This window comes from Serratia sp. Sp408 (assembly GCF_057180665.1).
This window is the reverse complement of the sequence record NZ_JBXUFT010000009.1, coordinates 1-12540: the sequence shown is the minus strand read 5'-3', so window position 1 is coordinate 12540 and position 12540 is coordinate 1. Positions and strand designations below refer to the sequence as shown.

The 12540-nt window shown below is 55.8% G+C and carries 15 protein-coding genes; 7 read left to right on the top strand and 8 right to left on the bottom strand.

The genetic code is table 11. The features are described from left to right. Window positions 1-19 precede the first annotated feature (19 nt). The 3 genes from dtpD to AC2AXP_RS20165 are packed head-to-tail and all read left to right on the top strand — an operon-like array spanning window position 20 to window position 3181. Window positions 20-1480, top strand: coding sequence for a dipeptide permease DtpD (gene dtpD, locus AC2AXP_RS20175; RefSeq protein WP_004959284.1), 1461 nt, complete (start codon window positions 20-22; stop codon window positions 1478-1480). A gap of 56 nt (window positions 1481-1536) precedes the next feature. Next, window positions 1537-2847 (top strand): tRNA lysidine(34) synthetase TilS, encoded by a 1311-nt coding sequence (gene tilS, locus AC2AXP_RS20170; protein WP_484381900.1) that lies wholly within the window; start codon window positions 1537-1539, stop codon window positions 2845-2847. A 19-nt stretch (window positions 2848-2866) separates the two neighbouring features. Then, window positions 2867-3181: a c-type cytochrome gene (locus tag AC2AXP_RS20165; protein ID WP_484381899.1), complete on the top strand. Its 315-nt coding sequence runs from the start codon at window positions 2867-2869 to the stop codon at window positions 3179-3181. Window positions 3182-3248: 67 nt separating this feature from the next. Here the strand turns inward: AC2AXP_RS20165 and rof are convergent, their stop codons facing one another. Then, window positions 3249-3512, bottom strand: a complete 264-nt coding sequence (rof, locus tag AC2AXP_RS20160; RefSeq protein ID WP_039991819.1) for a Rho-binding antiterminator — start codon at window positions 3510-3512, stop codon at window positions 3249-3251. Continuing rightward, window positions 3499-3699 carry a YaeP family protein gene (locus AC2AXP_RS20155; RefSeq protein ID WP_039992600.1) on the bottom strand — a complete coding sequence of 67 codons (201 nt, stop codon included), beginning with the start codon at window positions 3697-3699 and terminating at the stop codon, window positions 3499-3501. The genes rof and AC2AXP_RS20155 overlap by 14 nt, the downstream gene beginning before the upstream one ends. Before the next feature lie 203 nt (window positions 3700-3902). Here AC2AXP_RS20155 and AC2AXP_RS20150 point away from each other — a divergent pair, with 203 nt between their 5' ends. From AC2AXP_RS20150 to nlpE, 3 genes are read left to right on the top strand one after another with little or no spacing between them, the layout of a single operon-like run. Then, window positions 3903-4451: a YaeQ family protein gene (locus tag AC2AXP_RS20150; protein ID WP_004959304.1), complete on the top strand. Its 549-nt coding sequence runs from the start codon at window positions 3903-3905 to the stop codon at window positions 4449-4451. Between the two features lie 3 nt (window positions 4452-4454). Further along, window positions 4455-4868, top strand: coding sequence for an alternative ribosome rescue aminoacyl-tRNA hydrolase ArfB (arfB, locus tag AC2AXP_RS20145; protein ID WP_004959308.1), 414 nt, complete (start codon window positions 4455-4457; stop codon window positions 4866-4868). 56 nt (window positions 4869-4924) lie between these two features. Then, window positions 4925-5608, top strand: coding sequence for an envelope stress response activation lipoprotein NlpE (nlpE, locus tag AC2AXP_RS20140; protein ID WP_004959310.1), 684 nt, complete (start codon window positions 4925-4927; stop codon window positions 5606-5608). Window positions 5609-5683: 75 nt separating this feature from the next. Here nlpE and proS read toward each other — a convergent pair whose 3' ends face one another. The 6 genes from proS to metN form a co-directional block, all read right to left on the bottom strand. Next, window positions 5684-7402, bottom strand: coding sequence for a proline--tRNA ligase (gene proS / locus AC2AXP_RS20135; RefSeq protein WP_004959311.1), 1719 nt, complete (start codon window positions 7400-7402; stop codon window positions 5684-5686). A 120-nt stretch (window positions 7403-7522) separates the two neighbouring features. Continuing rightward, window positions 7523-8230, bottom strand: a complete 708-nt coding sequence (gene tsaA / locus AC2AXP_RS20130) for a tRNA (N6-threonylcarbamoyladenosine(37)-N6)-methyltransferase TrmO (RefSeq protein WP_004959313.1) — start codon at window positions 8228-8230, stop codon at window positions 7523-7525. Then, window positions 8227-8631 (bottom strand): Rcs stress response system protein RcsF, encoded by a 405-nt coding sequence (rcsF, locus tag AC2AXP_RS20125; protein WP_039991820.1) that lies wholly within the window; start codon window positions 8629-8631, stop codon window positions 8227-8229. Before rcsF ends, tsaA begins: the two co-directional genes overlap by 4 nt. Before the next feature lie 178 nt (window positions 8632-8809). After that, complete coding sequence (locus tag AC2AXP_RS20120; RefSeq protein ID WP_004959317.1) at window positions 8810-9625, bottom strand: MetQ/NlpA family lipoprotein; 816 nt, start codon at window positions 9623-9625, stop codon at window positions 8810-8812. 58 nt (window positions 9626-9683) lie between these two features. Further along, window positions 9684-10337, bottom strand: a complete 654-nt coding sequence (locus AC2AXP_RS20115; RefSeq protein ID WP_004959318.1) for a methionine ABC transporter permease MetI — start codon at window positions 10335-10337, stop codon at window positions 9684-9686. Beyond that, window positions 10330-11361 (bottom strand): methionine ABC transporter ATP-binding protein MetN, encoded by a 1032-nt coding sequence (metN, locus tag AC2AXP_RS20110; protein ID WP_004959319.1) that lies wholly within the window; start codon window positions 11359-11361, stop codon window positions 10330-10332. The genes AC2AXP_RS20115 and metN overlap by 8 nt, the downstream gene beginning before the upstream one ends. A gap of 186 nt (window positions 11362-11547) precedes the next feature. On the opposite strand from metN, the gene gmhB reads away from it, so the two are divergent. Continuing rightward, window positions 11548-12111 carry a D-glycero-beta-D-manno-heptose 1,7-bisphosphate 7-phosphatase gene (gene gmhB, locus AC2AXP_RS20105; RefSeq protein ID WP_039991821.1) on the top strand — a complete coding sequence of 188 codons (564 nt, stop codon included), beginning with the start codon at window positions 11548-11550 and terminating at the stop codon, window positions 12109-12111. The last annotated feature ends 429 nt before the right edge of the window (window positions 12112-12540 follow it).

The following is a 12540-nucleotide window of genomic DNA, read 5'->3' as shown; positions in this document are numbered from 1 at the left end:
CGACTGATGGGAGAAAACCATGAAAACACCCTCACAGCCGCGCGCAATCTACTATGTCGTAGCGATACAAATTTGGGAATATTTCAGCTTTTACGGCATGCGTGCGTTACTTATTCTCTATCTAACCCACCAACTCGGCTATTCTGACAGCCACGCCATCAATCTCTACAGCGCCTATGCTTCTCTGGTTTACGTTACGCCGATTCTCGGCGGTTGGCTGGCCGACCGCCTGCTGGGCAATCGCATCGCGGTGATTGCCGGTGCGGCGCTGATGACGCTAGGCCACGTGGTACTTGGACTGAGCGCGGTTTCCAGCCAGTCGCTGTATCTGGCGCTGGCGATTATCGTCTGCGGTTATGGCCTGTTTAAATCCAATATCAGCTGCCTGCTGGGCGAACTGTATCAACCGCACGATCCGCGTCGCGAAGGGGGGTTTTCGCTGTTGTACGCCGCGGGCAACGTCGGTTCGATCCTGGCACCGATCGCCTGTGGACTGGCGGCGGAACATTACGGCTGGCACGTTGGCTTTGCCCTGGCGGGTATCGGCATGTTTGCCGGTCTGATGATTTTTCTGTGTGGCAGCCGCCATTTTCAGCATACCCGTGGCGTCAATGTTGCCTTGATGCGGAGCAAAAGCGGAGGGGTGCCGCATTGGGGCTGGCTACTGCTCGCATTGCCGTTGTCGCCGCTGCTGTTCACCTTTTTATTTATTCACGACCTGGCCGGTTATTTGCTGGTTCTGGTATGCCTGGCGGCGGTGGTGCTGGTGGCGCGTATTCTGTGGCGGGTGGATGCGACGCAGCGGCGTGCGCTGTGGCAGATCGTCATACTGATGCTGCTGGGCACGCTGTTCTGGGCATTTGCTCAGCAGGGCGGCAGTTCGATCAGCCTGTTTATCGATCATTTCGTCGATCGTCGCTGGTTATCGTGGCAAGTACCTACCGCGCTGTTCCAGTCGGTGAACGCCTTTGCGGTGATGCTCGGCGGCGTGGCGCTGGCCTGGTTGATGAGCGCGGAGGGCGAGGGCAATCGTACGTTGCGCATTTGGTGCAAATTTGCCTTTGGCCTGCTGTTGATCGGCGTTGGGTTTATGCTGATGGCGCTCAACGCGCGGCTGGGGCACATTAACGGGCAAGCGTCGATGGGGCTGATGATTGCCGGCCTGGCGATGATGGGGTTCGCCGAACTGTTTATCGATCCGGTGGCCATGGCGCAGATCACCCGCTTGAATATCCCCGGTGCCACCGGCGTGCTGACCGGTATTTACATGTTGGCGACCGGTTCGGTGGCCAATTATCTGGCGGGCATTATCGCTAATCAGATGGCGGAAGATCGCCTCGGCGGCGCGGCGATCCAGGCCTACGGCAGCATTTTCAGCCAGATTGGCTGGGGGGCGGCCGGCAGCGCATTGCTGGTGATTGCCGTGCTGGTCGGTTGGTGGATGGTCGCTCGCCGCCTTGGCCGGGTGGTTAATGCTTGATTGATCGGGGGCGGCAGAGTTACCGTGCAGCAATGTGGATGTGATAAAGCCGAACAATGAAGACCAATCAATTAGTGACGCAGCTCGCAGAACAGCTGGGCGAGCACCGCCAGTGGCTGGTGGCGTTCAGCGGCGGGCTGGATTCCAGCGTATTGCTGCACTTGCTGGTGCAACTTCGCCAACGGCGGCCGGAGCTGCAATTGCGCGCGGTGCATGTGCACCACGGCCTGAGCGCCCTGGCCGATGACTGGGTCGCGCATTGCCAGCGGCAGTGTGCCAACTGGCAGGTGCCGCTGGTGGTGCAGTATGTGCAGGTGGAGAGTCGCGACGGCGGGCTGGAGGCTGCGGCGCGTACGGCGCGCTACCAGGCACTGCAACGGACGCTGTCGAGCGGTGAGGCCCTGCTGACGGCACAGCATCTCGACGACCAGTGCGAAACCTTTCTGCTGGCGCTAAAGCGCGGCAGCGGGCCGGCGGGGCTGGCGGCAATGGCGACGCACGGCACGCTGGGCGACTCCCCGTTGCTGCGTCCGCTGCTCGGGGTGAGCCGCCGGCAGTTGGAACAGTATGCCGCTCGGCAGCAACTCGACTGGATCGAGGATGACAGTAATCAGGATGCACGTTTCGACCGCAATTTTCTGCGCTTGCAGGTGCTGCCGCTATTGACGCAGCGCTGGCCGCACTTTGCCACTGCCGCTGCGCGCAGCGCCAGCCTGTGCGCCGAGCAGGAGCTGTTGCTTGACGAACTGCTGGCGGAGCAGTTGCAGGCGTTGACTGACCAAGAGCTGTCGATTGCCATAGACGGGTTACAGGCATGTTCTGCCCCGCGGCGTTTTGCATTGCTGCGCCGCTGGATAGCGCTCGCTGGTTTCACCATGCCGTCACGCGAGCAATTGCAACGGCTGTGGGACGAGGTGGCATTGGCGCGCGCCGACGCGGAACCGCAGCTGCAACTGGCCCATTACCAGGTTCGCCGTTACCGCCAGCGCCTGTATCTGCTGCCGCCGTTGGCAGACTTGTGCGCAGTGCATTTGCCCTGGTTCGACGCGGCGACGCTCGCTTTGCCAGATGGCCTGGGCAGCATCAGTCGTGGCGAAGGGGAGATTATCGTACGCGCACCGCAGCCGCAGCAGGCGGTGAGCGTGCGTTTTGGCGTTAGCGGCAGGTTACGTATCGCGGGGCGCAGACATTCGCGTTCGGCTAAAAAACTGTGGCAGGAATTGGCGATTGCGCCTTGGCAGCGTGAACGTATTCCGTTGATCTATTATGATGACTGCCTGATTGCCGCATTAGGGGTTTTTATCACCGAAGCCGGACAACCGGTGGCTGATGTCCCTGTATGGCGGCTGCGCTGGAATAAAAAATAAGCATCCCAAAGGAATAATCATGAAATTTGTCAGTGTTCTGCTGGCGGCGCTTGCCGTGTTCAGCCTGTCGGCTCTGGCCGCCGGCGATGCCGCAGCCGGCAAGGAGAAATCAGCCAGTTGCCTCGCCTGCCATGGTGCGAGCGGTAAAGTGTCGGTGCCGATGTACCCTAATCTGGCCGGGCAAAATGCCATGTACCTGGAGCACGCGCTGCAGGCCTATAAAAGCGGCGGCCGTTCCGGCGGGCAGGCGGAGGTGATGCGGGCGTACGTCTCCGGACTGTCGGACGCTGATATCGCCGATCTGGCGGCCTATTACGCTAGCCTCAAACCCTGAGAGCCCGCGGTGCAGAAATGACGAGGGCAGCCATTGGCTGCCCTGTGGGATGGGGTTACCGTGTGGCTCAGTCCGACAGGCTGACGACCACGGTACCGATTTGCGGATGGCTGAAACTCTTGATATGGTCCAGGCGCAGGCTACGTGCGCTGCCGCTTTGATCGATAATCAGATACTCAACGCCCTTGGTAAACTTCAGCTCACTGGCCTTGCCTTCAAGCGTTTCTCCGTCGCGTAACTCCAGCGTCAGGATGTAGTTATGCTGACAGGCGAGTTCCAGGCTTTCATAGTCATCGCAATTGATGGATTGGTACTCATCATTCATCAACATAGTCGCTCACCAATAAGTTAGCGGCGGCAAAGGCCGCCTGTTCCCTAACGGAGGACGGGAGTGCGCTATTCGCAGCAACATCGTCCAATGCCTTTAATACACATGCTAGCGCATCGGGCACGTAGCCAAGATCCCCACTGCCTATCTCGGCGTAAAAACGGCGTACTAACTCGCTGTATTGTTGCACAGTTACCTCCCTTAAGAACCTCTGCGTCATTGACGGCCCTGATGCAATGAAACTCAGGCTCTCAGAGTGTTAACCTATCCTAGAGGACTATAGCACAGGTGTTATTAAGTTATCAGCACCGTACCATATCGACAACGCCGAGCTTTCTCAGCGGAAACAGGTGAAATCAAGTACACTGTGCCCTGAAAATAATGAGGTTACCCATGGCGTTGAAAGCAACTATTTATAAAGCCACGGTCAATATCGCCGATATGGATCGTCACTTCTATCACGATGCGATGCTGACCATTGCCCAGCATCCATCAGAGACAGAACAGCGGATGATGTTGCGCCTGCTGGCGTGGATCTGCCACGCTGACGAACGGCTGACGTTTACCAAAGGGCTTAGCGCCGACGACGAACCGGAAATCTGGCAGCGCAATGACCATAACGGTCTGGAAATGTGGATCGAAATGGGGCTGCCGGATGAGAAGCGTATTAAGAAAGCCTGCAATCAGTCGCCACGCGTGGTGGTCTATGCCTATGGCGAACGCGCGGCTCGCGTGTGGTGGCAGTCGATGCAAAGTAAGGTCGCTAACCACAAAAACCTGAGCATTCGGTTTTTGGATGATGAACAATTGGCCCGTCTGACGGCGCTGGCCAATCGCAATATGACGCTGCAAGCGACGTTGCAGGAAGGAACTATTTGGCTGTCTGATGCTCAGAATAGTCTGGAAATCCAGTTTGCCGAGTGGCAACAGGCGCAGGTGTAACCGTTGCTCGAACTGTCAAGAAATGTCGCCATAGCGGACCACGAGATTGAACTTACGGCCATTCGCGCGCAGGGCGCCGGTGGCCAGCATGTGAATAAAACCTCAACCGCCATCCATTTGCGCTTTGACATCCGGGCCTCCAGCCTGCCAGAGTATTATAAAGAAAGGTTATTGGCGCTTAATCATCATTTGATTACCGGCGACGGTGTGGTGATTATCAAGGCGCAGGAATACCGTAGTCAGGAATTAAATCGTGAAGCGGCACTGGCTCGGCTGGTGGCGCTGATTCGTCAGGCAATGGTGGTGGAAAAAACACGTAAAGCGACCAAACCCAGTAAAGGCGCGAAAAAACGCCGACTGGAAAACAAGGTGCGCAAAGGCGCGACAAAAGCGTTGCGTGGCAAGGTCCGCCCTTAAGGAATTTGGGTTATTTCCTTCATTATTGAAGGGAAGAGCGCAGTAGGAGAATAACTGTGAAGAAAATAACAATCGCGCTGTTTCTAGCCGCAGGCGCACTCTCTTTATTAGGCTGTAACAATCATTACCAGCCCAAGGAACAACCGCTGCAGCCAATGCAGCAAAGTTATCAGGGCATATTGCCTTGTGCCGACTGCTCTGGTCTGGAAACCTCATTATTCCTTGATGAAGACGGGACCTTTGTCCTGCAGGAAACCTACCTCGGCAGTAAGGATGGCGATCGCACGTTTGCCAGCTACGGTAGCTGGGCGCGTACCGCCGACAAGCTGGTGCTGACGGATAACAACGGCGAAAAACGTTATTTCCATCCGCAGGGCAAGGATCTGGCGCTGTTGGATCAAAGCGGCGCGCCGATCGTGTCGACGCTAAACTACCGCTTGCAACCGGTAGAGAAAAAACTGCCGAACACGCCAATGGCGCTGCGTGGCAGCTATAGCTATATGGCGGATGCGGCGGTATTTAAAGACTGCGCCACCGGCAAGACCTTCCCGGTAGCCAATAATCTGGCGCTGGAACAAGGCTATGCCAAGGCCGGTGCCGAAGGCGGCGAACCGGTATTCCTGATGCTGAATGGCCACTTTAGCGTACAGCCGTCGATGGAAGAGGGGCTGGTGGAGAAAGCGCTGGTGCCGGACGGGCAAATCAGGTTCGATAAAAACCAGAACTGCGCCAGCCGATAAGCGAAACGCGAAAAAAAACCCGCCAAGGCGGGTTTTTTGTTGGCCGTTGGTCGCGGGATGCCGACACGGTCCGGATTAACGCTGGATCTGCGCCAGCAGATACTCAACGATATCGCCGGTTTTTATCATCTGTTTTTCGCCGACGCGACGATTTTTGTATTCGATCTCGTCGCTATCCAGATTGCGGTCACCGATCACGATCGAGTGCGGCACGCCGATCAGTTCCATATCCGCGAACATCACGCCCGGGCGCTCTTTACGATCGTCGAGGATGACGTCGATACCGTGGCTGCGCAGTTCGGCGTACAGTTTTTCCGCCAGTTCCTGCACGCGGAATGACTTGTGCATGTTCATTGGCAGAATGGCGACGTGGAACGGCGCAATGGCGTCTGGCCAGATAATGCCGCGATCGTCGTGGTTTTGCTCGATGGCTGCCGCCACCACACGAGTAACGCCAATGCCGTAACAGCCCATGTTCAACAGCTGGTTACGACCGTCTTCACCCTGCACGGTTGCTTTCATCGCTTCCGAGTATTTGGTGCCGAGCTGGAAGATATGGCCCACTTCGATGCCACGTTTGATAAGCAAGGTGCCCTGACCGTCCGGGCTGGCGTCGCCTTCAACCACGTTACGGATATCAGCCACCTGCGGCAGCGGCAGGTCGCGTTGCCAGTTGATGCCGAAGTAGTGTTTGCCGTCAACGTTGGCGCCGGCGCCAAAATCGCTCATGGCCGCTACGCTGCGGTCGATCACCACGGGAATCGGCATGTTGATTGGGCCTAGCGAACCTGGACCGGCACCGACGATGGCGCGAATTTCTTCTTCGCTGGCGAAGGTCAGCGGTGCGGCCACCTGTGGCAGTTTCTCGGCCTTGATTTCATTCAGTTCGTGATCGCCGCGCACCAGCAGGGCAACCAGTTTATGGCCGCTCTCTTCTGTGGCGTGCACCAGCAGCGTTTTGACGGTTTTTTCTACCGGCAGCTGGAATTGATCAACCAGATCGGCGATGGTTTTGGCATTTGGCGTATCAACGACGCGCAGTTCTTCGGTTGCTGCCGCACGCGGCTGTGCCGGCGCGACGGCTTCGGCCAGTTCGATGTTGGCGGCATAATCGGAACCGGTCGAGAAGACGATATCGTCCTCACCGCTGGCGGCCAACACCTGGAATTCATGGGACGCGCTGCCACCAATCGAGCCGGTATCCGCCTGTACCGGCCGGAAGTCGAGGCCCATACGGCTGAAAATCTTGCTGTAGGCCTGATACATGGCATCGTAGGTGGCCTGCAGCGATTCCTGCGTGGTATGGAACGAATAAGAGTCCTTCATCAGGAATTCGCGTGAACGCATAACGCCAAAGCGTGGGCGAACTTCATCGCGGAACTTGGTCTGAATCTGGAAGAAGTTCAGCGGCAGCTGCTTGTAAGAGCTGATTTCATTGCGAATCAGATCGGTAATCACTTCTTCATGCGTAGGGCCGAGCACGAACGGACGCTCGCCACGGTCGACAAAGCGCAGCAATTCCGGGCCGTATTGCTCCCATCGGCCGCTTTCCTGCCACAGATCCGCTGGTTGCACCACCGGCATGGAAACCTCGATCGCATTGGCGTTATTCATTTCTTCGCGAACGATGTTCTCAACTTTTTTCAAAACCCGCAGGCCGGTCGGCAGCCAGGTATAAAGACCGGAGGCCAGTTTGCGAATCATCCCGGCGCGCAGCATCAGCTGGTGGCTGATCACTTCGGCATCGGCAGGTGTCTCCTTCAGTGTGGAGAGCAGATATTGGCTAGTACGCATGGTGTTTTGGTTCCGTTAGAACTGCAAATTGCAACGGGCAGCCAGAGTGGCGGCCAAAATTGTCAAAAGTGATTTAGTTTAACAGCGTGTGCCGGTTGTCAAAAGAGAGAGCGAGGAAATTTAACGGCGCTCGAGTGAAAGCACTTCGCTCACCTCGTCAACGACCCGCCAGCGCACGTTGAAATCCAGCAGCCAGACCGCGTAATCACGATCGGTTTTCTCGCCTTTGCGGTAGGCGGGGCGCGGGTCTTGCGCCAGTACCTGGCTGATAAAACGACGCAGGTTGGGGTAGCGTGTCAGATTGTCATTCAGTTGCTGTTCCGCTTGCGGCGAAAAGCACACCGGCATATCGGCAGGCGGGGCATCCTGTGCAAAACCGGCTATCGCCTGCGGCTGGCTTTCGGCAAACGGCAGATAGGGCTTGATATCCACTACCGGCGTGCCGTCAACCAGATCCAGGCTGCCCAGTTCCAGCACCACTTCGCCGCCGTGAACGCGGATGCCGGTCAGCTCAACCAGCGACATGCCGAGCGGGTTGGGGCGAAAGGTCGAGCGGGTGGCAAACACGCCCATGCGGGTATTGCCGCCGAGGCGTGGTGGGCGCACGGTTGGCCGCCAGCCGCCGTCCATGGTTTGATGGAAGATAAACATCACCCATAGATGGCTGAACTCGCCAAGACCGCGAACCGCTTCTGCCTGATTGTAAGGCGGCAGCAGAACCAGCTCTCCGCCACCGTCTTCCACCAGTCCCGGCTGACGGGGTACGGCGAACTTTTCCTTGTACGGTGAACGGATAGTACCGATCTGATTAAAGACGAACTCGGTCATTTGGACGAGACGTTAAGCGCAGAACCCTGGCAAACGGCTTGTTGATAACAACCGGCTACACCGCTGACAATCTGGCAGTCGTGCAGTAATACGGCGTTGGCCTTCATGTAGGACGCACGGATCTGCATGCGTTTACGTGCGGTTGCCATGTTCGGCGGTGAATCCTGAACGGTGGTTTGGCAAGACTCGCCAGACACTTCTCCCAGATCGCGGAATGGCTTGCCGACCAGCTCTTCGGCGCTTTTATACAGCTTGACCGGCGCCGGGCGCGCTGCAGGTGTGGTTTTGCTTGGCGTGGTCGCCGTTGGTTTGCTGGTACTGTTTGTTGAGGTTGGCTCGGTACGCAGCATGGAGCAGCCACCTAGCGTAAGCGCTAACAAACAGAGAGGTAAAGCACGCATGGAAATTCCTCTGCCTTTTATAAAATAAAGTGGCGCTATTGAAGCAATCTATGGTGGAAATAACAAGACGGGCCGCAGCCCGTCTTGCAATTATAGGAATAAAATAGCGTGGTGGGAGCTGTTAGCCGAAGGTTATTCGGATGACAGCTCTGATTCTCTCGGCCGTTTGGCCATTGAATTACCAGCCTTTTACCGCACCGCCGTTGAAGATTTTATTGGCAGCATCGTTAACTTCATCAGACTGGTAAGCCTGAACGAATTTCTTCACGTTTTCTGCGTCTTTGTTATCTTCACGGGAAACCAGCAGGTTGACGTAAGGAGACTCTTTGCCTTCAACGAACAAACCGTCTTTTGCCGGAGTCAGGCCAATCTGGCTGGCGTAGGTGGTGTTGATAATCGCCAGCGCGATCTGCTGATCGTCCAGTGAACGTGGCAGCTGTGGCGCTTCCAGTTCGACCAGCTTGAGGTTTTTCGGGTTCTCGGTAACATCCAGCACGGTTGGCAGCAGGCCAACGCCGTCTTTCAGTTTGATCAAACCTTCCTGTTGCAGCAGCAGCAGTGAACGACCCAGGTTGGTTGGATCGTTAGGCAGGGCGATTTGCGAGCCCGGTTGCAGTTCGCTCAGCGATTTGATTTTTTTGGAGTAACCGGCAATCGGATACACGAAGGTGCTGCCAACCGACACCAGCTTATAACCACGATCCTTGATTTGCTGATCCAGGTAAGGCTTGTGCTGGAAGGCATTGAGGTCGATATCGCCCTTGCTCAGCGCTTCGTTTGGCAGTACGTAATCGTTGAAGGTAACCAGCTCAACGTCAAGACCGTATTTTTCTTTGGCGACTTTTTGCGCGACTTCCGCTACCTGCTGTTCGGCGCCGACGATAACGCCCACTTTGATATGGTTTGGATCTTTTTCATCCTGACCGCAGCCTGTCAGAGCCAGAGTGCCGATCAGTGCGCCGATTGCCGCGATGGATTTAAGTTTTAACGACATATCCCTTCCTCTTTAGACTCGCATAAGTAATGCGCCGTTGAGCGCGTTGCTGTGAAACTTATTTATGGGTAACGGTTTTAACAATCCGATCGCCACAGAACTGGATCAGGTAAACCAGCACTACCAGTAATATTAATACCGTATTCATAACTGTAGCGTTATAACCAATGTATCCATACTGATAACCAATTTGCCCCAGGCCGCCGGCGCCGACCGCACCGCCCATCGCCGAATAGCCGACCAGGGTAATCAGGGTGATGGTGGCGGCGTTGACCAGACCCGGCAAGGCTTCGGGCAGCAGCACTTTCTTGATGATCTGCATCGGGGTTGCCCCCATGGCGCGTGCCGCCTCAACCAGACCGGACGGGATTTCCAGCAGCGCGTTTTCAACCATGCGGGCGATAAACGGTGCAGCGCCAACGGTGAGTGGAACGATCGCCGCCTGCAGGCCAATCGAGGTACCCACGATCATGCGGGTAAAGGGAATCATCCACACCAGTAAAATGATGAAGGGTATCGAACGGAAAATATTCACCAGGCCCGACAACACCTTATACAGCGCCGGGTTGGCGATGATTTGTCCCGGGCGGGTAACGTACAGCAGCACGCCAACTGGCAAGCCGATGACAAAACCGAAGAAACCCGAGACAAAGGTCATCATGACGGTTTCCCATACGCCACGCGCCATTAACCACATCATTGCCTCAGACATAACCCAGAACCTCTACTTTTACCTGATTTTCTTGCAGGAACTTAATTGTCGCCAGTGCGTCTTCATCGCTGCCGTGCAGCTCGGCCAGCATTACGCCGAACTTCACTCCGCCGGCGTAATCCATTTGCGCACTGATAATGTTGTTGTTGACGTTGAAGCGGCGAGCGGCTTCCGATAGCAGTGGCGCATCGACCGATTGGCCGGTGAACTCCAGGCGCAGCAGCGGTTGGCGATCGCCGGTGCGGTCTGGGCTCAGACGCAATGCGTAGTCGTCAGGAATATCCAGATGCAGCGTGGATTGAATAAATTGCTGCGCCAGCGGCGTCTTGGGATGCGAGAACACTTCACTGACGCTGTCTTTTTCAATCAGTTGGCCCTGGCTGATTACGGCAACCTGATCGCAAATGCGCTTTACCACGTCCATTTCGTGGGTGATCAACAGAATGGTCAAGCCGAGGCGGCGGTTGATATCTTTCAACAGCTCCAGAATGGAGCGGGTGGTCGCCGGGTCCAGTGCGCTGGTGGCTTCGTCACACAACAGCACCTTGGGGTTGCTGGCCAGCGCACGGGCGATAGCCACGCGCTGTTTTTGCCCGCCGGACAGGTTGGCGGGGTAGGCGTCATGCTTGTCTGACAGGCCGACCAGCTCCAGCAATTCGCTGACGCGCTTTTTGATGTCCGCGCGCGGGGTGCTGTCCAGCTCCAGCGGCAGCGCAACGTTGCCAAACACCGTGCGGGATGACAACAGATTAAAGTGCTGGAAGATCATGCCAATCTGGCGACGCGCGCGCGTCAGTTCGCTTTCCGACAGCGAGGTCAGATCCTGTCCGTCAACCAGTACCTGGCCGGAGGTAGGGCGCTCAAGCATGTTGGCGCAGCGAATCAGCGTGCTTTTACCGGCGCCGGAGGAGCCGATAACGCCGTAGATCTGTCCGGCAGGGACGTGGAGAGTCACGTCTGACAGCGCAGTGATGGAGCGCGAACCCTGCTGAAACACTTTGGTGATGTTAGAAAGTTTAATCATATTCTTCTTATTTTAGCGTGGTTGCCCGTGGCTAGATAAAAGTAAACCCTGGCGTGGAACCAAGGTATGCTCAGATGTTAAGGCGTCTAGACGTCTAAGTCAACGGGCAAGGTTGTTCTCTAACGTTCTCAGCATAGGGCAAACATGCGATACTGTGCGCGTTTTCAGGTCCTCAGGAGTAAACCGGTGACACAACGCGTTCCAGCTATTTTCTTAGATCGTGATGGCACGATAAATGTCGATCATGGCTACGTCCATGAAATCGATAATTTCCAATTTATTGACGGTGTGATTGATGCATGCCGTGAGCTAAAAAAAATGGGTTTTGCCCTGGTATTGGTGACCAACCAGTCCGGCATTGCGCGCGGCATGTTCAGCGAAGAACAGTTTATGCAGTTGACCGAATGGATGGACTGGTCGCTGGCCGACCGTGAGGTCGATCTCGATGGTATTTACTTCTGCCCACATTTACCTGACGCCACGGTAGACGCCTACCGTCAAACCTGTGACTGTCGTAAACCGCAGCCGGGCATGCTGTTACAAGCACAGCAAGAATTGGACATTGATATGGCTGCTTCTTATATGGTTGGCGATAAAGTAGAAGATATGTTGGCGGCGGCGGCGGCGGGCGTTGGCACCAAAGTCCTGGTGCGTACCGGCAAACCGGTAACCGAAGACGGTGAAAAACAGGCGGATTGGGTGCTGGATAGCCTGGCAGACCTGCCCGAGGCGATTAAAAAGCGGATTTAATCGGCGTTATGACTGAATAGTGAGCGGTCGGAAGAAAAGTGAATATTAATCCTTGTCATTCTGAACCGGCTCCCTATAATGCGCCTCCATCGACCGGGCACAACGGCAAGTGATTCACTTCACAAGCTAGCCAGGGCGAAAGAGAAAAAATCCTGAAAAAACGGGTTGACTCTGAAAGAGGAAAGCGTAATATACGCCACCTCGAGTTAACAAGCTTCGGCGCGTAACTCACTGCTCTTTAACAATTTATCAGACAATCTGTGTGGGCACTCACAAGACGATATCCAGCTGCTTCGGCAGCAAAAAAAATATCAAGTCTTGAAGAGTGACTACTGAAGTAAAATTCATTTAGTGAATCTTTGAGCACCGCTTCACGAGTTGAAGCAAATCAAGCTTTTAATTGAAGAGTTTGATCATGGCTCAGATTGA

Excerpts from the sequence above, each read along its gene's own strand:
- dtpD (WP_004959284.1), top strand. The coding sequence starts at position 20 with ATGAAAACACCCTCACAGCCGCGCGCAATCTACTATGTCGTAGCGATA.
- tilS (WP_484381900.1), top strand. The coding sequence starts at position 1,537 with ATGAAGACCAATCAATTAGTGACGCAGCTCGCAGAACAGCTGGGCGAG.
- AC2AXP_RS20165 (WP_484381899.1), top strand. The coding sequence starts at position 2,867 with ATGAAATTTGTCAGTGTTCTGCTGGCGGCGCTTGCCGTGTTCAGCCTG.
- rof (WP_039991819.1), bottom strand. The coding sequence starts at position 3,512 with ATGTTGATGAATGATGAGTACCAATCCATCAATTGCGATGACTATGAA.
- AC2AXP_RS20150 (WP_004959304.1), top strand. The coding sequence starts at position 3,903 with ATGGCGTTGAAAGCAACTATTTATAAAGCCACGGTCAATATCGCCGAT.
- proS (WP_004959311.1), bottom strand. The coding sequence starts at position 7,402 with ATGCGTACTAGCCAATATCTGCTCTCCACACTGAAGGAGACACCTGCC.
- tsaA (WP_004959313.1), bottom strand. The coding sequence starts at position 8,230 with ATGACCGAGTTCGTCTTTAATCAGATCGGTACTATCCGTTCACCGTAC.
- rcsF (WP_039991820.1), bottom strand. The coding sequence starts at position 8,631 with ATGCGTGCTTTACCTCTCTGTTTGTTAGCGCTTACGCTAGGTGGCTGC.
- AC2AXP_RS20120 (WP_004959317.1), bottom strand. The coding sequence starts at position 9,625 with ATGTCGTTAAAACTTAAATCCATCGCGGCAATCGGCGCACTGATCGGC.
- AC2AXP_RS20115 (WP_004959318.1), bottom strand. The coding sequence starts at position 10,337 with ATGTCTGAGGCAATGATGTGGTTAATGGCGCGTGGCGTATGGGAAACC.
- metN (WP_004959319.1), bottom strand. The coding sequence starts at position 11,361 with ATGATTAAACTTTCTAACATCACCAAAGTGTTTCAGCAGGGTTCGCGC.